Origin of the sequence: Pseudomonas sp. KU26590 (assembly GCF_026153515.1) — a bacterium.
Classification (GTDB): Bacteria; Pseudomonadota; Gammaproteobacteria; order Pseudomonadales; family Pseudomonadaceae; genus Aquipseudomonas.
Genome location: NZ_CP110644.1, coordinates 2,837,635 through 2,859,082 on the forward strand (window position 1 = coordinate 2,837,635; position 21,448 = coordinate 2,859,082).

Annotated in this window: 18 protein-coding genes and 1 pseudogene; 11 read left to right on the forward strand and 8 right to left on the reverse strand. The window is 60.0% G+C overall.

The window, feature by feature from the left end; genetic code table 11:
* Positions 1-18 precede the first annotated feature (18 nt).
* A complete protein-coding gene (gene glgA / locus OKW98_RS12480) occupies positions 19-1,605 on the reverse strand; it encodes a glycogen synthase GlgA (RefSeq protein WP_265389430.1) in 1,587 nt (528 codons plus the stop codon).
* A 603-nt stretch (positions 1,606-2,208) separates the two neighbouring features.
* Between glgA and OKW98_RS12485 the strand changes: the two genes are divergently transcribed.
* On the forward strand, positions 2,209-2,700 hold the full coding sequence (locus OKW98_RS12485; RefSeq protein ID WP_265389431.1) for a GNAT family N-acetyltransferase: 492 nt from the start codon (positions 2,209-2,211) through the stop codon (positions 2,698-2,700).
* Positions 2,701-3,204: 504 nt separating this feature from the next.
* Positions 3,205-4,761, forward strand: coding sequence for a TerC family protein (locus tag OKW98_RS12490; protein ID WP_265389432.1), 1,557 nt, complete (start codon positions 3,205-3,207; stop codon positions 4,759-4,761).
* Positions 4,762-4,931: 170 nt separating this feature from the next.
* Here the strand turns inward: OKW98_RS12490 and OKW98_RS12495 are convergent, their stop codons facing one another.
* Entirely contained in the window at positions 4,932-6,677 is a 1,746-nt protein-coding gene (locus OKW98_RS12495) for a phosphoethanolamine transferase CptA (RefSeq protein ID WP_265389433.1), read from the reverse strand.
* A gap of 359 nt (positions 6,678-7,036) precedes the next feature.
* A complete protein-coding gene (locus OKW98_RS12500; RefSeq protein ID WP_108121958.1) occupies positions 7,037-7,210 on the reverse strand; it encodes a DUF6026 family protein in 174 nt (57 codons plus the stop codon).
* Positions 7,211-7,531: 321 nt separating this feature from the next.
* On the opposite strand from OKW98_RS12500, the gene gnd reads away from it, so the two are divergent.
* The 4 genes from gnd to OKW98_RS12520 all read left to right on the forward strand — a co-directional run bounded on the left by gnd (position 7,532) and on the right by OKW98_RS12520 (position 12,750).
* A complete protein-coding gene (gnd, locus tag OKW98_RS12505) occupies positions 7,532-8,509 on the forward strand; it encodes a phosphogluconate dehydrogenase (NAD(+)-dependent, decarboxylating) (protein WP_265389434.1) in 978 nt (325 codons plus the stop codon).
* Positions 8,509-10,032 (forward strand): glucose-6-phosphate dehydrogenase, encoded by a 1,524-nt coding sequence (gene zwf, locus OKW98_RS12510; RefSeq protein ID WP_265389435.1) that lies wholly within the window; start codon positions 8,509-8,511, stop codon positions 10,030-10,032. The genes gnd and zwf overlap by 1 nt, the downstream gene beginning before the upstream one ends.
* A complete protein-coding gene (locus OKW98_RS12515) occupies positions 10,029-10,847 on the forward strand; it encodes an HAD family hydrolase (protein WP_265389436.1) in 819 nt (272 codons plus the stop codon). The genes zwf and OKW98_RS12515 overlap by 4 nt, the downstream gene beginning before the upstream one ends.
* A 97-nt stretch (positions 10,848-10,944) precedes the next feature.
* Complete coding sequence (locus OKW98_RS12520) at positions 10,945-12,750, forward strand: glycoside hydrolase family 15 protein (protein ID WP_265389437.1); 1,806 nt, start codon at positions 10,945-10,947, stop codon at positions 12,748-12,750.
* Positions 12,751-13,414: 664 nt separating this feature from the next.
* Here the strand turns inward: OKW98_RS12520 and alkB are convergent.
* From alkB to OKW98_RS12535, 3 genes are all read right to left on the reverse strand, one after another.
* The gene (alkB, locus tag OKW98_RS12525) at positions 13,415-14,092 is read right to left on the reverse strand and encodes a DNA oxidative demethylase AlkB (protein WP_416148459.1); all 678 of its coding nucleotides are present in this window, start codon (positions 14,090-14,092) and stop codon (positions 13,415-13,417) included.
* Between the two features lie 30 nt (positions 14,093-14,122).
* Positions 14,123-14,302: a hypothetical protein gene (locus OKW98_RS12530; RefSeq protein ID WP_265389439.1), complete on the reverse strand. Its 180-nt coding sequence runs from the start codon at positions 14,300-14,302 to the stop codon at positions 14,123-14,125.
* Positions 14,303-14,382: 80 nt separating this feature from the next.
* Positions 14,383-14,688, reverse strand: coding sequence for a DUF1883 domain-containing protein (locus OKW98_RS12535; RefSeq protein WP_237253206.1), 306 nt, complete (start codon positions 14,686-14,688; stop codon positions 14,383-14,385).
* Between the two features lie 203 nt (positions 14,689-14,891).
* Between OKW98_RS12535 and OKW98_RS12540 the strand changes: the two genes are divergently transcribed.
* A complete protein-coding gene (locus OKW98_RS12540) occupies positions 14,892-15,248 on the forward strand; it encodes a hypothetical protein (protein WP_265389440.1) in 357 nt (118 codons plus the stop codon).
* A 50-nt stretch (positions 15,249-15,298) separates the two neighbouring features.
* On the opposite strand, the gene OKW98_RS12545 is transcribed toward OKW98_RS12540, so the two are convergent.
* A complete protein-coding gene (locus tag OKW98_RS12545) occupies positions 15,299-15,580 on the reverse strand; it encodes a hypothetical protein (protein WP_065987192.1) in 282 nt (93 codons plus the stop codon).
* A gap of 203 nt (positions 15,581-15,783) precedes the next feature.
* Positions 15,784-15,969, reverse strand: coding sequence for a hypothetical protein (locus tag OKW98_RS12550; RefSeq protein ID WP_265389441.1), 186 nt, complete (start codon positions 15,967-15,969; stop codon positions 15,784-15,786).
* A gap of 422 nt (positions 15,970-16,391) precedes the next feature.
* On the opposite strand from OKW98_RS12550, the gene galU reads away from it, so the two are divergent.
* The 4 genes and pseudogenes from galU to ahpC all read left to right on the forward strand — a co-directional run bounded on the left by galU (position 16,392) and on the right by ahpC (position 21,357).
* Positions 16,392-17,222: a UTP--glucose-1-phosphate uridylyltransferase GalU gene (gene galU / locus OKW98_RS12555; protein WP_065987196.1), complete on the forward strand. Its 831-nt coding sequence runs from the start codon at positions 16,392-16,394 to the stop codon at positions 17,220-17,222.
* A gap of 147 nt (positions 17,223-17,369) precedes the next feature.
* Positions 17,370-18,725, forward strand: coding sequence for a glutathione-disulfide reductase (gene gorA, locus OKW98_RS12560; protein WP_265389442.1), 1,356 nt, complete (start codon positions 17,370-17,372; stop codon positions 18,723-18,725).
* A 159-nt stretch (positions 18,726-18,884) separates the two neighbouring features.
* A pseudogene (locus OKW98_RS12565) lies at positions 18,885-20,546 on the forward strand (ATP-binding protein); the annotation flags it as partial.
* 247 nt (positions 20,547-20,793) lie between these two features.
* On the forward strand, positions 20,794-21,357 hold the full coding sequence (gene ahpC / locus OKW98_RS12570; protein ID WP_065987199.1) for an alkyl hydroperoxide reductase subunit C: 564 nt from the start codon (positions 20,794-20,796) through the stop codon (positions 21,355-21,357).
* Positions 21,358-21,448: the final 91 nt, after the last annotated feature.

A 21,448-nucleotide genomic window follows, 5' to 3' on the forward strand; every position in this document is an offset into this window, starting at 1 on the left:
TCCTTGATCAGTGAGTTATCAATAATGCAATGCCGCGCCTGCGTTCTTCTTCAGCAGCTCCTGGTAAAGATCGGCGTAGGGTTCTACCGCCTTGTGCCAATCGAACGGAGCGGCCATGGCCCGGCAACGCATGGCGTTGAGCAACAGCGGGCTCTCGAAGACCTTGAAGGCACGGGTCAGGGCTTCGCTGTAGCTCTCGACAGTGGATTCGTCGAACAGAAAGCCGGTGCAGCCGTCTTCAATGGTGTCAGCCAGGCCGCCGGTGCGACGGGCCACCGGCAACGAGCCGAAGCGCTGCGCGTACATCTGGCTCAGGCCGCAAGGCTCGTAGCGCGAAGGCATCAGCAGGAAATCACTGCCGGCGAACATGCGGCGCGCGTCGGTTTCGTTGAAGCCGACCCGCACGCTGACCTGACCCGGGAAGCGGGCGGCGAGGTCGCGCATGGCGTCTTCTTCGTCAGGCTCGCCACGGCCGATGATCGCGATCTGGCCACCGTTGTTGACGATGTGCTCGGCCACGCCGATGGTCAGGTCCAGGCCCTTTTGGTAAACCAGGCGCGAGACCACGGCGAACAGCGGTCCGGTTGAAGGCTCCAGCTCGAACAGCTCGCGTACGTAGTCGGCGTTGATTTCCTTGCGCGTCCACTCATTCGGAGCAAAGCGGCAGATCAGGTGTTCGTCGGTGGCAGCGTCCCAGCTCTCGTCGATGCCGTTGGGGATGCCGCTGAGCTGACCGCGATCGGCCTTGCTCTGCAGAAAACCTTCCAGGCCGCAGCCGAAATCCGGTGTGGTGATTTCTTTGGCGTAGGTCGCGCTCACGGTAGTGATATGGCTGGAATACGCCATACCGGCCTTGATGAACGACAGCTGACCGTAAAACTCCATGCCCTCAGGGTTCAGCGCTGCGTCGGGAATGCCCAGCTCGCGGCTGGAGGCAATGCTGACGAAACCCTGGTAAGCCAGGTTGTGAATGGTGAAGATCGACGGCGTGTTCTGCCCGCGCCATTTCATATACGCCGGCGCCAGACCTGCTGGCCAGTCGTGGGCATGAACCAGTTCGGGGCACCATTGGGTCTTCACCGCGCCGGCAGCAAAGTCGGCAGCAGCCAGGCCCAGGCGGGCGAAGCGGATGTGGTTGTCGGACCAGTCGCGGCCGTCATTGTCACCGTAGGGCGTGCCTTCACGCTCGTACAACTCGGGACAGATCAGGACGTAGATGACCAGACCGTCTTTCATGTCCATCCGGCCGATCTTGCAGGGAGGCAGCGCGGCGTGGCCGGGCAGCTCGCTGATGATATGGATCGGGTTGCCACTGTTGATGACCTGTGGATAGCCGGGAATCAGCACGCGTACATCGTGCAGGTGGCGCATGGCGCGCGGCAGTGCGGCAGACACATCGCCCAGGCCGCCGGTTTTCACCAGGTCGGCCATCTCTGAAGTCACGAACAGGACTTTCTTGCGGGTCACCGAAGAAATCGCTGGTTGAACAGGAGGCAGTTGCAGCACAGGTGCGCTCGTCGTTGCGAAGACCGGCAGATGGGTCAGCTCGCTGGCCGGCTGATTAAAACTCTCTCCCTTCTGGGTTTTGACAGCGGCACTAATCATCGTTTTCTCCAGTTCGATATGCAGTGTTGGTACAGCACTTGGTTGTAAACGGCCATTTCCTATGGCCAGGCACACAAGACCTACGCAAGATCGATACCCATTTACCGACTGCACATTAAGGGACAAGGTGAAAGCAGGCTCTGCTTCGATTTTCAACAGCATAGTTGCTCTATTCACATGACCCCGGCGCCTGTGCAGAAGTTTCGACTATTTTTCCGGGCCATGTCTGGCATGCGGGGTTGCAATGGGGGGCATCGTGAAAGCCATAGCGTTGAATTGATCTGCAACGCCCTGAATGCGCCGTTGCGGAGCATGGGGTGTCGGCCTCTATAACGGGGCGCCGCCGGTCGGATTGTTGGACAATCATCGGGCCAATGGTCTACTCCCGTGCAGCCCCTGCGCTTTTGTGGGACGCGGCACGCACAATTTGATCGCGCTGCCTTTTCTCGGTGCATACCGGAAGAATTCCTGACCGATCAGAGACATTTCCTACTTCTGTATAAGGATATTTTCTCGACCAGGGCGGTAGAATCCATGCCACGCGGCACGTCGGCACATTGAGTCGAGCGCCTGTTGAGGTTTCTCCAGCGGTAGAGGAAGTCAATGCAAGCCCCTGAGGTTCTGGTACTGCAAGCCAGTTACACCAATTCGGTACACGCACAAGCCATCGGATTCCTGCTCAATCAATACGCCGAAGACGCCATGGGTGGCGGACAGTCACTGTCCGCTGACACGCGTCAGCAACTGGCGATTGAACTGGCCAAGCGCCCCCATGCGTTCAGCGTGCTGGCGTTCATTGCCGGTGAGCCGGTTGGGCTGGTCAACTGTTTCGAAGGGTTTTCGACCTTCGCCTGTCGGCCATTGGTCAACGTTCATGATGTGGCGGTGATCGCCTCGGCCAGAGGCCAGGGCATCAGCCAGAAGATGCTGGCGAAGGTCGAGGAAATCGCCCGCCAGCGCGGCTGCTGCAAAATCACCCTGGAAGTGCTGGAAGGGAACGAAGCGGCCAAAGGCGCGTACCGCAAGCTGGGTTTTGCCGACTACCAGCTGGACCCGCAAATGGGCCGCGCGCTGTTTTGGCAGAAAGCGCTGTAGCGGAGTGCTGTCAGGGGGACCGGCTTCAGCCGGGAAGAGGCCCGTATGCGCACCCTTAATATATTGCGGTGTGACGCCTGACGCCTTCCCGGCTAAAGCCGGTCCCACTATGCGTTCATTCACCACCCCGCCGAATGTACGCGATGCTGTTAGTGGGACCGGCTTTAGCCGGGAAGAGGCCAGCATGATCACCCTTAATATTGCGGTGTGACGCCTGACGCTTTCCCGGCTGAAGCCGGTCCTACTCAATGCGCAAACCATTTGTAACAGTTCTGTCCTGTAAGGCAATTCCGAGAGCGCGATAGGATCGCCTCCCGTATTGCTTTCAGGACTCACATGTCACTCTCTCTGGAACCTCCCAGTCGCCGATTCGCTACACTTCGGATCGCAGGCGTTCATTCCTCGTTATCCCGCTTAAACAAGATTGCTGTCTGGCTCGACCCATTTCGCGGTGTGTCGGGCCTTTTCGTGTCTGTCGTATTGACTGAGAAGGGGCGCTGACCCATGGAGTGGATTGCAGACCCCACGGCCTGGCTTGGCCTGTTGACCCTGATCGTGCTTGAGCTGGTGCTCGGCATCGACAATCTGGTGTTCATTGCCATCCTTGCCGACAAGCTGCCGCCCGAGCAGCGCGACCGTGCGCGAGTCCTGGGCCTGTCGCTGGCGTTGATCATGCGTCTTGGCCTGCTCGCGAGCATTTCGTGGATGGTCACGCTGACCGAGCCGCTGTTCGAGATCTTCGAGAAAAGCTTCTCCGGTCGGGATTTGATCATGTTGTTCGGCGGCGTGTTCCTGCTGTTCAAGGCGACCATGGAACTGCACGAGCGCCTCGAAGGCCACGTCACCCAGCGAGCCGGCAGCACGGCCTACGCGCTGTTCTGGCCCATCGTCGCGCAGATTGTGGTGCTCGATGCCGTGTTCTCCCTCGACGCTGTGATCACCGCCGTGGGCATGGTCGATGAGCTGTCAATCATGATGATTGCCGTGGTGTTCTCGATCGGCATCATGATCATCGCCAGCAAGCCGCTGACCGCCTTCGTCAACGCCCATCCGACGGTGATCATGCTGTGCCTGGGCTTTCTGATGATGATCGGTTTCAGCCTGACCGCCGACGGCCTGGGTTTCCATATCCCCAAAGGCTATCTGTACGCGGCCATCGGCTTCTCGATCCTGATCGAGGCGTTCAACCAGATCGCCCGGGCGCGGCGCAAACGCAGTGTGAAAGGCGACCTGCCACGCCGCGAGCGCACCGCCCATGCCGTGTTGCGTCTTTTGGGTGGCCGCAGGCCGAGCGCGGAGGAGGTCGGTGAGGAGATCGCCGACATGCTCGATGGCGACAGCGACGAGGTGGTGTTCGACCGTCGCGAACGGGTGATGATCAGCGGCGTCTTGCAGTTGGCCCAGCGGCCCATTCGCGGCGTGATGACGGTGCGCAACGACGTTGACGTGATCGATCTGGATGACACGCCGGAAGGCATTCGCCAGCGACTGGTCAACTCGTCGTACTCGCGCCTGCCGCTGATCCGCGGGGGCCGTATCGACGAGCCATTGGGCTTCATACACAAGAAGGAAATGCTCAACGCCTGGCTGTCCGGTGCCGAGCCGAACATTGAGCACCTGGCTCGACCGACGCTCAATCTGCTGGAAAGCTTCTCGATCCTCAACGCCCTGGAACAGATGCGCGCGCAGTCCACGCACATTGCTTTCGTGATCAACGAATTCGGCGATTTCGCCGGCATCCTGACCATGACCGACATTCTCGAATCCATCGCCGGCGAGCTGCCGGACGCCAGCGAAATCGAGGGCCCGGACTTGATCGAAGAGGGCGAGGGCGTGCTGGTCAACGCCGCCATGAACCTGAGTCACCTGCGCGAACGCATCGGCTTCAGGGCGCGGGCGACCGGTGACTATCAGACCCTGGCAGGACTGGTGGTGAGCCTGCTGGATCGGCTGCCGGTGATCGGCGACGAAGTGCAGTGGGAGGGTTGGCAGATGAAGGTCGTGCAAGTGCAGGAGCGGCGGGTGACCCGCGTGTTGTTGCGCCAGAGCCCGTCGTCATAGCCGTCCCTCTCGCTGACCCATTCAGCGGAAACCAAGGCGGGCATTTGTAGGAGCGCGCTTGCCCGCGAAGGGGCCGGCGCATCCGACCCATCTTTATCGTCTGTACCGCCGCCATCGCGGGCAAGCGCGCTCCTACAGGTGTTGCGTTCGCCACCGGCTGCGCTGGAGTGTTATTTCTTTACGACTTCGGGCATGGCGCCGGGCTGGCTGGCGGCCTTCTCCATGTGGGCGAAGTCACTCAGGCCTTTTGGCGCGTAGGGGTCGCCAATCATCCGTGGGCGCGCCTTGAAGTCCAGGCTCACCAGGCTTTTGGTGGTGTCGAGTTCATCAAAGCTCAAGCCTGCCAGTTGCGCCCAGGTGTGGATCAGGTTCGAACTGGTGTAAGGCCGGTCGTGGATGCTCTCGAAATTCCAGTCATGGGTCTGCCGCCATTTCGGCGAGGCGTAGGCAATGAACGGCACGGTGTACATCGGGATGGTCGGCTTGTTCTCGTTGCGGCCCAGGGTATTGCGGCCTGGCGAGTCATAGACATCTTCGCCGTGGTCGGAAAGGTACAAGAGGAAGCCGTTCGGGTCAGCCTTGCCGTATTCCTTGATCAGGCTGGACACCACGAAATCGTTATACAGCACGGCGTTGTCGTAGCTGTTGTAGAACTCCAGCTTGCTGTCATCGATGTCCGCCGGCACGCCGTCACGCCCGCTGAATTTCGCATACTCATCCGGGAAGCGGTACTGATAGGCCATGTGCGTGCCGAGCAGGTGAACCACGATCAGTTTGCGTGGTGCGGCATCGGTCAGCGCCTTGGCGAACGGCGCCAGAACATCGCCGTCATACTGGCGGGCGTTCTGATTGCGGTTGTTGTTCAGATAGACCTGCTCGTCAGCCTGCTCGGAAAAGGTGGTGAGCATGGTGTTGCGTTTGGTCATCGTCTGCTGGTTGGTGATCCAGAAGGTCTTGTAGCCCGCCTGCTTCATTACGCTGACGATGGACGGCGTCTTCAGGTAAAGGTCCGGGTTTTCCTCGTCGGCGAAGGTCAATACCTGCTGCAGGGCCTCGATGGTGTAAGGCCGTGGTGTGATGACGTTGTTGAACACCTGCAACTGGTCCTTCATGGCGTCCAGGTTCGGTGTGGTCTGACGCGGGTAGCCATAAAGGTGCATGCGCCCGCGGTTGGTCGACTCGCCGATCACCAGCACCAGCGTGGTGGGCAGGCTGGCCTGCTGGTCCTTGAGGTTTTTCAGCGGCGCGATGTTGTTGCTGCTGGTCAGCATGTCCTGCATGCCATCCAGTTGCTGGGTGTATCGGTGATAGGCAACGATCATCTGCCATGGCACCGCTGGCTCGATGCGTGATTCAAAGGCTTCCAGCGCGGTCGATGCTTCGTCGAACCGCGCAAACTGCTTGGCCAGCGGGTAGCCGATGATGCCGATCAACAGCGCCGCTGCAACGGCGTAGGCGCGGGGGCGTGGCATGTACACCGGGCGCAGGCGTGTAAACAGGAATATCGCGAACGCGGTGTGGGCGATGAACGCCAGCACGATCCACCAGGCGAAGTACTGGGTCATGTATTCGCCGGCTTCAGAAATGTTCGATTCGAACATGATGAAGATGACGCTCTGGGAAAACTCTTGCTGGTAGATGAAGAAGTAACCCAGGCTCGCCATGGAGCAGGCCCACAGGATCACGCCGATCACGGCGGCCATGATCCGGGTCTTTTGCGGGAACATCAGCATGGGCGCGAGCCAGATGCCACTGATGACGAACGCCTGGCGGAAACCGGCAAAACCGGTGATACCGGTCAGTTGAATAAGCAGCTGGGTGATGCCAGAGAAATACCAGAAAAACACGAACAGCCAGATTATGCCGGCCCAGTCGAACCCTTTCGGAGTCGCAGTGCTCCGTTTCATCGTTGCCATCAAGCGCTCCGCTATAGATCTTTTCAGGCGGCAGAACACCGCCCGGATTCATTCCAGTGCCAGCAATTCGCCAGCAACCAACCTGTTAAGGGTCGGGATTATGTTTTCAGACGGGTGAAAATTTTGTCAGGAAGGCATTGTGGAGCGGCAGATAGCAGCTACAGACGCGCACGATGGAGCAGGGCGGGGAACGTAACAGACTCTGTCGGGTCCGACGCAGGGTCGAAAACCGCGCCTGGCATGGGGCGGTGCAAGCTCCTGCCAAGCTATAGCCAATGTGCTGCGGGGGATCAAACGATGCGCCGGCAAGCCTGCAGATCGGGCTTGCCTTGGCGTATGAGGCACAGGGGCGTCGCGGGTCAGGCGTGCAGGGCAGTGCCGCTGCCGATGAGCTGCGCGTGCTGCAGCATCGAAGTCAGCTGGGCGACTTTGTTCTGCAATACGGCCCGTTCTTCCCTGAGCTGGCGCAGCTCGTCACGACGGATGGTGACGTAGAGCGTTTGTGGAGCGTTGGCTGTCAGTACTGTGCCCATTGCACACCTCGCAAATGGCGGATTCAACTTCATAAGGTTCAAGCCAGGACGTTTGCTACTCGGCATGTCCTGCTCACTACCTCTATCGGCCGGAAGTCTGATTTCTTTTGCGTAAAAAAGGAACTTTTTTATTTTTGATTGTCACGAACGTTTCTTGATCGCGAAAACCCGCGTCATAGGGCAGTCTTGCAGACCTCTGTGCCGTTGCACATGAAACTTTTTTCACCGGGAAACCATAGTTTGCCTCCCCGGACTAACCCACTATGCGGCACTGGGCTATAAACTGAGGCACCTCTGAATTTGATTAAGGAGCACCTCTACATGCAACTCGGGATTGTTGGACTAGGCCGCATGGGCGGCAACATCGCACGTCGACTGATGCTCAATGGCCACACGACCGTGGTCTATGATCGCGATGAGAAGTCTCGCACCGTGCTCGCCAACGAAGGTTCGACCCCAGCCCACGACCTCGCTTCACTGGTCGCGGCCATGGAAAAACCACGAGCCGTCTGGGTGATGTTGCCTGCTGGCGCTCCAACCGAAGACACCATCAACGAGCTGGCCACTTTGCTCGATGCCGACGACGTGATCATCGATGGCGGCAACACCTTCTATAAGGACGACATCCGTCGCTCCGTCGCGCTGAAAGACAAAAACCTGCATTACGTCGATGTCGGCACCTCCGGCGGCGTATGGGGTCTGGAACGCGGCTATTGCATGATGATCGGCGGCGAGACCGACGTCGTTACGCGTCTGGACCCGATCTTCAAGACCCTGGCCCCTGGCATCGGCGACATCCCTCGCACCAAGGACCGTTCAAAAGATGCCGATCCGCGTGCCGAGCACGGTTACATCCACGCGGGCCCGCCGGGCGCCGGCCACTTCGTCAAGATGATCCACAACGGCATCGAGTACGGAATGATGCAGGCCTTCGCCGAGGGCTTCGACATCCTCAAGACCAAGAATTCGGACCACCTCCCGGTTGAGCAGCGCTTCGACCTGAACCTGGGCGACATCGCCGAAGTCTGGCGTCGCGGCAGCGTGGTGTCCTCCTGGCTGCTGGACCTCACCGCCGACGCGCTGGCCACCGACCCACAGCTCAACGCCTACTCCGGCTCCGTGGCCGACAGCGGTGAAGGCCGCTGGACCATCGAAGCGGCCATGGAGCAGGCGGTGCCGGTTCCGGTGCTGTCCACTTCGCTGTTCGCCCGCTTCCGCTCCCGTCAACAAAGCACGTACGGCGACAAGATGCTGTCCGCCATGCGTTTCGGATTCGGTGGTCACAAGGAACCAAAATAATGGGTTTATCCCGCAGCAAGCAGAATGCGCCGGTCGCTCCGGCGACCACGCTGTTCCTCTTCGGCGCCCACGGTGACTTGGTCAAACGGCTGTTGATGCCGGCCCTCTACAACCTGTTTCGCGACGGGTTGGTGGGGGAGGATCTGCACATTGTCGGCGTTGACCACAACACCGTCAGCGACGCCGATTTCGCCAAAAAGCTTGAGGACTTCATTCGTCAGGAGGCGGCCAGCAAGGTCGCCCAGGGCGGCGAAGAGCCGCTTGACCCGGCGCTGTGGGGCAGCCTGTCCAAGCGCATCACCTACATCACCGGCGATTTTCTCGACGACGCCACGTATGCGGACATCGACGCGAAGATCAAGAGCACGGGTACCCGCAACGCGGTGTTCTACCTGGCGACCGCGCCGCGTTTCTTCAGTGAAGTGACACAGCGCCTGGGCTCTTCCGGACTGATGGTCGAAGACGACGAGAGCTTCCGTCGCGTGGTGATCGAGAAGCCGTTCGGCCACGATCTGCCCAGCGCCGTGGCCCTGAACAACTGCTTGCTGAAGGTCATGAGCGAGAAGCAGATCTACCGGATCGACCATTACCTGGGCAAAGAGACGGTACAGAACATTCTGGTCAGCCGTTTCTCCAACGGTCTGTTCGAGTCGTTCTGGAACAACCATTACATCGACCACGTGCAAATCACCGCGGCCGAAACGGTGGGCGTTGAAACCCGTGGCAGTTTCTACGAAACCACCGGCGCGCTGCGGGACATGGTGCCCAATCACCTGTTCCAGTTGCTGGCAATGGTGGCGATGGAGCCGCCCGCTGCATTTGGCGCCGATGCCGTGCGCGGCGAGAAGGCCAAGGTGGTCGGCGCAATCCGGCCATGGTCGGAGATGGAAGCGCTGGCCAATTCGGTACGCGGTCAGTATTCCGAGAGCAACATTGATGGCAAGGCGGTTACCGGGTATCGCGAGGAAGATCGCGTCGATCCCGAAAGCAACACCGAAACCTACGTCGCCCTCAAAGTGATGATCGATAACTGGCGCTGGATGGGCGTGCCGTTCTACCTGCGCACCGGCAAGCGCATGAGCGTGCGCGACACCGAGATCGCCATCTGCTTCAAACCCGCGCCGTACGCGCAGTTCCGCGATACCGATGTCGACCGCCCCGCGCCAAACTTCCTGAAGATCCAGATCCAGCCTGACGAAGGCATGTGGTTTGATCTGCAGGCGAAGAAACCCGGCCCGACCCTCGACATGCAGACCATCGAGATGGGTTTTGCCTACAAGGACTTCTTCGAAATGCAGCCGTCGACGGGGTACGAAACCCTGATCTACGACTGCCTGACCGGCGACCAGACCCTGTTCCAGCGCGCCGACAACATCGAAAACGGCTGGCGCGCGGTGCAGCCGTTCATCGATGCCTGGGCCAAGGATCCGCAAGTAGACCTCTACCACGCTGGCGAGGACGGGCCCTCGGAGGCCGATGAGTTGCTGGCCCGAGACGGCCGCACATGGCAGCGCCTGGGATGAGTGAGGTTTCGCAACCCCTCATCCAGTTCATGTTGTCCGACATCGACGGCACGCTGCTGCACCCCGATCACAGCCTGAGCCAGGCCAATATCGACGCTGTGCGTAAATTGCAGGAGGCCGGGATTTATTTCTCGGTCGCCAGCAGCCGTCCACCCCGTGCCATGCGTCAGCAGATCGAAGCCCTGGGCATCACGCTGCCGACGGTGGCGTTCAACGGCGCCAACATCATCAATCCTGACGGCAGCCTGTTGAAGGCCCACCGCATTGATGCCGCAGCGGCGCGCACCAGCCTTGAGCTGTTCGCCGGCGAGGCGGTGGCGGTCTGGGTGTTCGCCGATGACCAGTGGCTGCTGCTCAATCCCGAGGGCGATTACGTCGACCACGAGCGCAACACCCTTGGCTACGACTTCGTACAGGTCGCCAGCTTCGACGACTACCTGGACCGCATCGACAAGATCGTCGCGGCGAGCAAGGACTTCGAGCTGCTCAAGCGCCTTGAGGCCAAGCTCAACCCGCTGATCGCCAAGTCGGCGCTGGCAGCGCGCTCGCAATCCTACTACCTGGACGTCACCGCCCTGGACGCCAACAAGGGCACTGCCCTTGAGACGCTGGCCGATGCGTTGGGCGTGCCGCTGGCCCATACGGCAGCGATCGGTGATGCGGGCAACGACGTGGCGATGTTCCTCCGCGCCGGGCTGTCGATCGCGATGGGTCAGGCCGAAGTGGGGGTCAAGACCCAAGCCAACTACGTCACCGACAGCAATGCCGATGACGGGCTCGCCAAGGCCATCGAGCGCTACATTCTGCCTCGTTGATTCGGGGCAGGGGTTGCGCTGCTACTCATGGGTACAGCTACTCAAGGGTCCGTCGTACAACAAGAATAAAGTGCTAACCAAGAGGGATGACCGCCCGATGGCTGTATTGATTGAAGATTACGCGCTGCTCGGCAACTGCCGGACCGCAGCGCTGGTGGCCCGCGACGGGTCACTGGACTGGCTGTGTTTCCCGCGCTTTGATGCGCCGGCCTGTTTCGCCGCGTTACTGGGCGACAGCAACAACGGACGCTGGAAGCTGGCCCCGGTGGATGGCAGCGCTCAGTCGCGACGCAGCTATCGCGACGGCACGCTGATTCTCGAAACCCTCTTCACCACCGACACCGGACAAGCGCTGCTCATCGATTTCATGCCCATGGAGATCGACAGCAGCGTGGTGCGCCTCATCGTTGGTGTGGAAGGGCGCGTGGATTTCTCGATGGATCTGGCGATCCGCTTTGACTATGGCAGCACCGTGCCCTGGGTTGAAAAACGCGATCCGCACACCATGACCGCCGTTGCCGGGCCGGACATGCTGGTGCTGCGCACGCCTGCAGAATTGCATCCGATGGACCATCACACCGAGAGCCTGTTCAGCGTTGAAGCCGGTCAGCGGCTGGGTTTCGCGCTGTCATGGCAGGTCTCCCACGAGCCACTGCGCGCGGGCTTCGACGTGGAGTCGGCGCTGCAACAGACCGAAACCTTCTGGCGTGATTTCTCCGGACGCTGCCCGGATGTGGGGCAGTGGACGGATCAGGTCAAACGTTCGCTGATCACCCTCAAGGCCATGACCTATGCACCAACGGGCGGGATCGTCGCGGCGGTGACCACCTCGCTGCCCGAACAGTTGGGCGGCGAGCGCAATTGGGATTACCGATTTTGCTGGCTGCGCGATGCGACCATGACCCTGCTGGCGTTCATGAACCTGGGCTACTTCGAAGAAGCGACCGCGTGGCGCAACTGGCTGCTGCGCTCTATCGCCGGTAACCCGGATCAAGTGCAGATCATGTACGGCCTGGCGGGCGAGCGACGTTTGCTGGAGTATGAATTGCCATGGCTGGCCGGTTACGAGCAATCGCGTCCGGTGCGGGTCGGCAATGGTGCGGCCAGTCAGGTGCAGCTGGACGTGTACGGCGAAGTCGCCGACGCCATGACCCAGGCGCTTAAAAACGGTTTGCCTGCGCTGCCTCGCAGCACGGAAATCCAGAAAGTGATCATGCCGTTTCTGGAAAAAGTCTGGCATCAGCCGGACGCCGGTATCTGGGAAATCCGCTCGGCACCGCGGCATTTCACCCATTCCAAAGTCATGGCCTGGGTGTCATTCGACCGCAATGCCGGGGTGTTGGCCAAGAGCGATGATCCAGAGGATCGCGAGCGGGGACGGCACTATCGAGATGTCGCCGATCAGATTCACGCCGACGTCTGCGCCAACGGTTACGACGCCGCGCTGGGCAGCTTCGTGCAGACCTATGGCGGCACAGAGCTGGACGCCAGCCTGCTGCAGATCGCGCTCACCGGCTTCCTCCCGGTCGACGACCCGCGCGTCACCGGCACCGTCACGCGGATTGAACAATCGCTGATGAAGGACGGCCTGCTGCTGCGCTACGACAGCGAACGCAGCACCGATGGCGTGTCCGGCAGCGAAGGGACGTTCCTGGTGTGTTCGTTCTGGCTGGCCGACGTCTACGTGCTGCAAGGCCGCGACGAAGAAGCCCAAATCCTGTTCGAAAGACTGTGCAGCCTGTGCAACGACGTCGGCCTCCTCGCCGAACAATACGACCCCCAGCAAAACCGCATGCTCGGCAACTTCCCCCAGGCATTCAGCCACATTGGCATCATCAACACAGCGCTGAACCTGCACCGCGTCATCTGCCCCGTAAAAAGCCGCGCGGCTGCGCGCTCTTAGTGGAGGGGTGATTGGGGGATGGTTTGCGTTATAGCCCGAGATTGAAGGTGCCCGCTCGGGCCTCTTCCCGGCTAAAGCCGGTCCCACAAAAGCACCGGCGTACAACCCGTAGGACCGGCTTCAGCCTGAGATGGACGCGGAGCGTCTCGGGATGCATACCCACGCGGAGCGTGGGCACGATCGAATGAGGTGGCTGGTTTTGCGTTATGCCGCGAGATTGAAGGTGCTCACACGGACCTCTTCCCGGCTAAAGCCGGTCCCACTAACAGCATGCGGGCAGTCAGTGAGTTTGGCGGTGCCCCAACTGTGGGACCGGCTTTAGCCGGGAAGCTTTTGATCTGCTTTGCATGTGCTTTTGATCTTCAAACACAAGAGGTCCAGTCACCGCCAATCGCGACTTGGGTGCAGGCTGAACGCAGGTCTCGCGCAGTGGGCCGAGCCGCATGTATGCGGCGAGAGCGCCGTCAGGACAGGGATGTCCGTTCGGCGCGGGCCCACGGAGCGAGACCGGAGTGAAGGAACCCTGACGAAGGAAGGGCCCAACCAGGAGCACAAGCCCTTGGTTACTTGGGGCTTTATCAAGTAACTCGCCGAAGGCGAAACGGTCTGCCCTTAGGCAGACGCTCTTGATCTTGATCTTAAATCTCGAGGATCCCAGCCCCGATCACCGCGCCCTACGAAACGTAAAATTAATCCGCTGCTCCCCCAACTGTGGATGCTCCGCCTGCCGAATCGGCATCACCCCATGAAACCGCAACCGATCAACCCCGCCCCACACCACTACATCCCCATGAAACAACGGCACCCGCTGAGTCGGATCACCGCGCTCATCCCCGCCAAACAAAAACATCGCCGGCAACCCCAGCGACACCGACACCACCGGCCACTCTAAACCGCGCTCATCCTTATCCTGATGAAGCGACATCTTGGCCCCGGGAATGTAACGGTTGATCAGACACGCATCCGGCACAAATCCCGCAAAGCCCGCCGCCGAAGCCGCCGCCAGCGCCAGCTCCAGAAATACCTCAGGCATTGCCGGCCATGGCTGACCGGTGAGTGGATCGATCGGGGAATATTGATAGCCACCCCGGTCAGTGGTCCAGCCAAACTCCCCACAACTGCTCAATGCGACCGACATCGTGTAACCACCGGGCGTGACCATGTTGCGGAACGGCGCCTGAGTCAGAACCGACTCAAGCGTCGGCAGCAGCCGCTCTATGAAGGGCAGGGCGAAGCCACGAAACACAAACGACTCCGGCCCGATCTGCTCCCGTGAAGGCGGTTGCGGCGTATCTTCCGCAAACAGATCAAACGTCGCCGGCGTCGTGCCTTTGCGTTGCATCACCATGGGCTTCCCCGGTTCAGATTTCGCCTACAGCGCTTTGCTGACCTTGACATCACTGATCACATCATTGCTGTCGCCGTGCATCTTCTGCAGGGCTGCCAGCGCTTCCTCGGCGGAAGGCGACGGCAACAGGGCAAACTCGAAACGACGCTCGCCATTGAGCTTGTAGCTGATGGCATATTTGACGACGGGGGCAGAGGTGCTCACATTTGACTCCTTGGAAAAGCTGACCGGATGTTCGCAAAAAAAACACGAAGATTTCACGCCATCCGGTGTTCAATGACGCATCAGCTCAGACGCGAGGACGAGCGGCGGACGATCTTGATCGAATGGGTGAAAGCGGTTTTGCGCCCGCCATTGCTGTCCAGCTTGCGGCCAGCGGTGTCGATGGTGATGTTCCAGAAGCCGGTGCTGGGCACCGCGATCTTGGCGGGGAAACGGTCGAAGGCGCCGCCGTGGTAAGTGTGACGGCCGCCGTTTTTGAAGCTGCGGAAGTTGGCATCACTCATCAGGCGTATGTTGCAAAGCTGGGAGCACTCGATGACGACCACGTCGTCTTCGTTGAGGTGCTCGCGCTGGTGGACGAATTTCATGGGTGTCTCCGGAGACAGCGTTTTCGAAAACCCGAAACGATACCACGCCGAGCCTGGGCATTGACCATCCCGGCCGGTTTTATTGCGCTGTCCTCAGCGCCAGTCAGCGCAGCGCTGACAGCAAGGCGGGCAGTTAAAAAAGCAGGCGCGCGGGATTTAATCCGGATCAGGCTTGTCGTAAACACCTTTACTGGAGGGATTGTATGAAATTGGCGGTTGTTATTCTGGCCCTGGCGATGACCGGTTGCGCCACAGTTGCGGACATCGAACACACCCCGGCGACCATGAGCGTCATGTCCGGCAAGTCGCCGAAAGATTATGCCGCGTGCTTTGTCGGACGCATCTCCGATAGCCGCAAGCCGCCGCAGATCGAGCCGCACAAAGAGGGGCTGCGTATCATCGTTCCACAGAAGCTGCTGAGCAGTGACCCTGCTGCCATCGTCGACATCGAGACCCGTTCCAGCGGCAGCTCGATCAAGCTGTTCGAGCGCATTGCGAACAACCCGCTGCGGCCCAAAGACGTACAGCACGCCGTCACCGCCTGTATCTCGGGCGAGTAACGCAGTTGAGACGCGACGCGTTCAGGCGTTAAGTTAAGCAGGCGGGGACGTTATTTGCAGACCACCAGCACCGTGCGGTTTTTATAATTGCCGACATCGACACCCAGGGTCTTGTCATCTTCCTTGGGTTGCGGCGTACCGTTAGTGCTGACGATGTTGTAGCCGGTGCCCGCGCAGGAGGCGTCAGCCTTTTCGTAGCAGGCAGCCCAGGACATGGCTTCGCCGGAGCAGTCGATGCTCAGCGCCTGCTTGCCGTCTTTGAGGTAGGTGTTCTGCGCAGTCGCGCAGCCGGTCAAGGCCAGTACAGCAATGACGGATAAGATCTTGATCATGGTGGAATGCTTCGCGATGAGGGCCGGTGTGGGGTTTGTTGCTTTGAAATGGCTAATGTCAGACTTGAGGCGTGTGCCATCGTTCCGGCATCACCCGACATTTTTTTGCACGACGCGCGCGCTGATTTAACTGCACATGCGCGCCGGCTTTATCTAAAGCGCGCCCGGCCATGCCCCATTGCAGGGCTGGCCGGGCGAGGTTATCAATCTTTCTTGTCAGCGCGGCGGCGCGGAGCCGGTGTGTCCTCGAACACGGACGCGACTTCGATGGCGGTGCTCTCGCTGGAGAACGGCCCGGCAACTGCCTCGCCATCGTGGCCCACCAGCCACCACTGGCCGTCCTGGAGTTTCTGGATCAGGTACCCGTTCACGCTTTTGACTTCAGACATCGACTCGTCTCGATTAGTGATTCAGGCGCCCATGATAATCGGCAAATGCCAAAGGGCAATCGCACAATTTTCTCGCGAGCGCTAGAGAATTCCCGTGCGCGATGGCGAACATTTCCCCCGCAGGCTGGCGAACAGGGCTACGCTTGCGAGGGTCACCGAACGGCAGTTACGCGGCGCTGGATGCCCTCGTACGATGGTCAGCATGGAATTCCATTAATCAGTGGGTGGAGCGCAGCGAGGTCGTGGCAGGCAATTGCCTGCTCGACAGCGAGGGTGTCCCGAACAGTTAAGCGCAACTCATTGGGGAACTATCTGCTCCAGCGTTCCTCTACCTAGGCAGCGAACGGCCAGTAGCGGCATTGTAAGGTTATCGCCGCCTCATTAGACTGCGCCGCAACACCCCCAGCTCATCAAGGATTTATATGATCAAGAAATGCTTGTTCCCTGCAGCCGGATACGGCACTCGCTTTTTGCCAGCGACCAAGGCCATGCCCAAAGAGATGCTGGCAGTTGTTAACAAGCCACTGATCCAATACGGCGTAGAAGAGGCCCTGGAGGCCGGTTTGACCGAAATCTCCATCGTGACCGGCCGCGGTAAGCGCGCGCTGGAAGACCACTTCGATATCAGCTACGAGCTCGAACACCAGATCAAAGGCACCGACAAAGAGAAATACCTGGTCGGCATCCGCAAACTGATCGACGAATGCAGCTTCTCCTACACCCGTCAGACCGAAATGAAAGGCCTGGGCCACGCAATTCTCAGCGGCCGGCCTCTGATTGGCAACGAAGCATTTGCCGTGGTTCTGGCGGATGACTTGTGTGTCAATCCCGGCGGTGACGGTGTCCTGGAGCAGATGGTCAAGCTGCACAAGCAATACAAATGCTCCATCGTCGCCATTCAGGAAGTGCCTGCCGATCAGACTCACAAATACGGCGTGATCGCTGGTGAAGAGATCAAGCCTGGCCTGTTCCGCGTGACCGACATGGTCGAGAAGCCAAAGCCTGAAGATGCTCCTTCGAATCTGGCGATCATTGGTCGTTACATCCTCACCCCGGACATTTTCGAGAAAATCGAGCAGACCGAGCCGGGCAAAGGCGGTGAAATCCAGATCACTGACGCCTTGATGAAGCAAGCTGCTGAAGGCAACGTACTGGCCTACAAATTCAAAGGCACGCGTTTCGATTGTGGCGGTGCGGCCGGCTACGTCGAAGCCACCAACTTCTGCTTCGAGCATTTCTACAAAGAACTGTAATCAGCACATGACAGCAGTTGTACTGGCTTTTGCCACGCCGCTGTATGTAAGACAAAGCCACCTTCGGGTGGCTTTGTCGTTTCTGTCCTGCGGAACTTGCCGAGCGCGCTCAAGCGGTTATGCTAACGCCTCGCTTAGGAGATCCACATGAGTTACGACTTTGACCTTTTTGTAATTGGCGCAGGCTCGGCCGGCGTCCGGGCGGCGCGATTTTCTGCCGGGTTCGGTGCGCGCGTGGCCGTGGCCGAGAGCCGTTATCTGGGGGGCACGTGCGTCAACGTCGGTTGTGTACCGAAGAAGCTGATGGTCTATGGCGCGCACTATTCCGAAGACTTCGAACAAGCGAAAGGCTATGGCTGGAGCAGTGGCGAGGCGCATTTCGACTGGCCGACCCTGATCGCCAACAAAAACCGTGAAATCAGCCGCCTCAATGGCGTCTATCGCCATCTCCTGGCCAACAGCGGTGTAACCCTGATGGAAGGCCATGCGCGCCTGCGCGGCCCCCATGAGGTGGAAATCAACGGTCAGGTCCACACCGCCGAGCACATCATGATCGCCACCGGTGGCTGGCCGCAGGTGCCGGACATTCCAGGCCGCGAGCACGCCATCACCTCCAACGAAGTGTTCTTCCTCGAGCAGATGCCCAAGCGCGTCGTCGTGGTTGGTGGCGGCTACATCGCGGTGGAATTCGCCTCGATCTTCAATGGCCTGGGCGCTGACGTCTCGCTGATGTACCGCGGCGAGTTGTTCCTGCGCGGCTTCGACGAAAGCGTGCGCACCCATCTGCACGAAGAACTCGCCAAGCGCGAGATGGACATTCGCTTCAACACCGAAATCAACAGCATCGAGAAGCTGGCCGACGGCACCTTGCAACTGAGCCTGAACGACGGCAGCACGTTCAACACGGACTGCGTGTTCTACGCCACCGGGCGCCGTCCGATGCTCGACAACCTGGGCATGGACACCGTCAACGTCGAGCTGGATGACAAGGGCTTCATCAAGGTCAACGGTGACTACCAGACCACCGAGCCGTCGATCATCGCCGTCGGCGACATCATCGGTCGCGTACAGTTGACGCCGGTGGCCCTTGCCGAAGGCATGGCCGTCGCGCGGCGCCTGTTCAAGCCCGAGCAATACCGTCCGGTGGATTACCACCACATTCCCACGGCGGTGTTCAGCCTGCCGAACATTGGCACGGTCGGCCTCACCGAGGCCGAAGCCATGAAGGACGGGTATGAGGTGCAGGTGTTCGAAAGCAAGTTCCGGCCGATGAAGCTGTCGCTGACCGACAACCAGGAGCGCACCCTGATGAAGCTGGTGGTCGACGCCAAAACCGATCGCGTGCTGGGTTGCCACATGGTCGGCCCGGACGCCGGCGAGATCATCCAGAGCCTGGCGATCGCACTCAAGGCTGGCGCCACCAAGCAGATTTTCGACGACACCATCGGCGTGCATCCTACGGCGGCGGAAGAATTCGTCACCATGCGCACACCGACTCGCTAAGGCTTGCACAACACGCGGTATTGAACACCGCACAGCACACGTGAACGGTCCGGCCTCCATGGAGGGAGCTGGACGAGCCATTGTTTTTAGGGACGGACCCACTCTTTGACCAGCACGAGTTTTTCGGCAGCCATGCCTTTGAATCCAGCAGGACCTGATGACCAGGCGCTTTCCAGAACCGAAGCGCTTGAGGAAAGTGAGCGGCAGTTTCGCAGCCTCGCCGACAACATGAGTCAGTTGGCCTGGATCGCCGACCCCGCCGGGCGCATCCATTGGTACAACGAACGCTGGTACAGCTACACCGGCACCTCGCACGAAGCGATGATGGCGCTGGGCTGGCGATCGTTGCATCACCCCGATCATTGCCAGCGAGTCGAGTCGCGCCTGCAGCGCTGCTTCGCTACGGGCTCTTTGTGGGAGGACACGTTCCCGCTGCGCGGCAAGGACGGCCAGTACCGCTGGTTCCTGTCCCGTGCGTTGCCGATCCGGGATGAGCGCGGCAGCATCACCTATTGGCTGAGCACGAGCACGGACATCACGGCGCAGGTGAGTGCCGAAGATGCGTTGCGCGAGCTGAACGAGAGTCTTGAGCAGCGCGTCGCCGCGCGCACCCGCGAACTGGCCGAAAGCAATGAGCGCCTGCAGATCGAAATCAGCGAGCGCGCCCAGGCTGAAGAAGCACTGCGCCACGCCCAGAAGATGGACGCCATCGGCCAGCTGACGGGTGGCATTGCCCACGACTTCAACAACATGCTGACCGGCGTGCTCGGCGCGCTGGATCTTATACAGCGTCGGGTGGCCGCAGGGCGTGTTTCGGAGATTGATCGCTACATCGAAGCCGCCATGGGTTCAGCGAACCGCGCGGCGTCACTCACCCATCGCCTGCTTGCGTTCGCCCGTCGCCAGTCGCTCAATCAGTGTCCCGTCGACGTCAACCGCATGGTCATGTCCATGGAAGAGCTGCTGCGCCGTACCATCGGCGAAAGCATTGAGCTGGAAGTCGATCTGCACGCGACTTCGTGCCTGACCAACACCGATGAGCACCAACTTGAAAACGCCTTGCTCAACCTGGTCATCAACGCCCGCGACGCGATGCCCGATGGCGGCCGGCTGCTGATTCAGACCGAGTTGACCCACGTTTCGCTGTTGCAGGATGCGCTGGCGCCGGGCGACTACGTGCGGCTTCGTGTGCAGGACACCGGGCTGGGCATGTCCAGCGAGGTCATCGCACGGGCCTTCGATCCGTTCTTCACCACCAAGCCGATCGGGCAGGGCACCGGGCTGGGCCTGTCGATGGTCTATGGGTTTATCAACCAGACCGGCGGCCGGGTCAGCATTTCCAGCGAAGAAGGGCGCGGCACTCGGATCGATTTACTGTTGCCCTGTCATCACGAAGCCGTCGAGCATCCGCCTGCCGTTGACCGCCGCATCGAGCCCCCTCGCGCCAGCCTGGGCGAGCGCGTGCTGGTGGTCGAAGACGAGCCTGACGTGCGCATGCTGGTAGTCGATGTGTTGAAGGATCTGGGTTATCGCGTGAACGTGGCCTGCGACAGCCATGAGGCGCTGGTCGTTTTGCAGGGTGCCGAACCCATTGAGCTGCTGGTCACAGACGTAGGGCTGCCGGGTTTGAACGGACGTCAGTTGGCCGAAATCGCCCGCCAGCATCGCCCCGGGCTTAAGGTTCTTTTCATGACTGGCTATGCGAAGGATGCGGAGGTCCGCGGAGACTTTCTCGACGATGGCATGGATTTACTTAGCAAACCCTTCAGCATCGACGAACTTGCCGTGCGCGTTCGCAGCCTTATCGAGTTGGTGGCGTAGCACCGGCTGGACCAGCAGGACCCGCTGGGCTAGTAGGACCGGCTTTCGCCGGGAAGCTCTGCGGTTGACGGTGCGGGCGGCCAGACCGCAGCCTACCCAACAACGTCTTCTATTAATAAAGCATCCTCATAGTCAAAACCAATCGTTAGCATGAGCTTTGCCAATGAGTTCTTGCCGACGATTTTGCGTAGTATCCTCCCCATCGAATTTGTAACACCCATTTCTACAACCCTCAGGAGATTCACTGATGCCTATCATCAACAGCCAAGTCAAACCGTTCACGGCAACTGCTTTCAAGAACGGCAACTTCGTAGAAGTGTCGGACGCCGACCTGAAAGGCAAATGGTCTGTGGTGTTCTTCTACCCGGCTGACTTCACCTTCGTTTGCCCAACCGAGCTGGAAGACCTGGCGGACAACTACGCCGAGTTCCAGAAACTGGGCGTCGAAATCTACAGCGTTTCCACTGATACCCATTTTGCCCACGCTGCCTGGCACAACACCTCGCCAGCCATCGGCAAAATCCAGTACACCATGATCGGTGACCCGACCCTGAAAATCTCCCGCAACTTCGACGTCCTGATCGAAGAAGCAGGTCTGGCTGACCGCGGTACTTTCGTGATCAACCCGGAAGGCGAAATCAAAATCGTCGAACTGAACGACGGCGGTGTTGGCCGCGACGCTTCCGAGCTGCTGCGCAAGATCAAGGCCGCTCAGTACGTTGCTGCGCACCCGGGCGAAGTCTGCCCAGCCAAGTGGAAAGAAGGCGAGGCCACTCTGGCACCGTCCCTGGACCTGGTTGGCAAGATCTAAGTCGTTATGACCGGATCGGGGGCGATGAGCCCATAGGCACGTAAACCGCATCGCCCCCAAAAAACGCCCGGGCGGTTATCGCTCGGGCGTT

What these genes read in the sequence shown, in the direction of transcription:
- OKW98_RS12495 (WP_265389433.1), bottom strand. Translation starts at nt 6,677, where the DNA reads ATGGCAACGATGAAACGGAGCACTGCGACTCCGAAAGGGTTCGACTGG.
- OKW98_RS12515 (WP_265389436.1), top strand. Translation starts at nt 10,029, where the DNA reads ATGAGTGAGGTTTCGCAACCCCTCATCCAGTTCATGTTGTCCGACATC.
- ahpC (WP_065987199.1), top strand. Translation starts at nt 20,794, where the DNA reads ATGCCTATCATCAACAGCCAAGTCAAACCGTTCACGGCAACTGCTTTC.
- OKW98_RS12500 (WP_108121958.1), bottom strand. Translation starts at nt 7,210, where the DNA reads ATGGGCACAGTACTGACAGCCAACGCTCCACAAACGCTCTACGTCACC.
- OKW98_RS12550 (WP_265389441.1), bottom strand. Translation starts at nt 15,969, where the DNA reads ATGTCTGAAGTCAAAAGCGTGAACGGGTACCTGATCCAGAAACTCCAG.
- OKW98_RS12485 (WP_265389431.1), top strand. Translation starts at nt 2,209, where the DNA reads ATGCAAGCCCCTGAGGTTCTGGTACTGCAAGCCAGTTACACCAATTCG.
- zwf (WP_265389435.1), top strand. Translation starts at nt 8,509, where the DNA reads ATGGGTTTATCCCGCAGCAAGCAGAATGCGCCGGTCGCTCCGGCGACC.
- OKW98_RS12545 (WP_065987192.1), bottom strand. Translation starts at nt 15,580, where the DNA reads ATGATCAAGATCTTATCCGTCATTGCTGTACTGGCCTTGACCGGCTGC.
- galU (WP_065987196.1), top strand. Translation starts at nt 16,392, where the DNA reads ATGATCAAGAAATGCTTGTTCCCTGCAGCCGGATACGGCACTCGCTTT.
- alkB (WP_416148459.1), bottom strand. Translation starts at nt 14,092, where the DNA reads ATGCAACGCAAAGGCACGACGCCGGCGACGTTTGATCTGTTTGCGGAA.
- gnd (WP_265389434.1), top strand. Translation starts at nt 7,532, where the DNA reads ATGCAACTCGGGATTGTTGGACTAGGCCGCATGGGCGGCAACATCGCA.
- OKW98_RS12490 (WP_265389432.1), top strand. Translation starts at nt 3,205, where the DNA reads ATGGAGTGGATTGCAGACCCCACGGCCTGGCTTGGCCTGTTGACCCTG.
- gorA (WP_265389442.1), top strand. Translation starts at nt 17,370, where the DNA reads ATGAGTTACGACTTTGACCTTTTTGTAATTGGCGCAGGCTCGGCCGGC.
- OKW98_RS12540 (WP_265389440.1), top strand. Translation starts at nt 14,892, where the DNA reads ATGAAATTGGCGGTTGTTATTCTGGCCCTGGCGATGACCGGTTGCGCC.
- OKW98_RS12535 (WP_237253206.1), bottom strand. Translation starts at nt 14,688, where the DNA reads ATGAAATTCGTCCACCAGCGCGAGCACCTCAACGAAGACGACGTGGTC.
- glgA (WP_265389430.1), bottom strand. Translation starts at nt 1,605, where the DNA reads ATGATTAGTGCCGCTGTCAAAACCCAGAAGGGAGAGAGTTTTAATCAG.
- OKW98_RS12520 (WP_265389437.1), top strand. Translation starts at nt 10,945, where the DNA reads ATGGCTGTATTGATTGAAGATTACGCGCTGCTCGGCAACTGCCGGACC.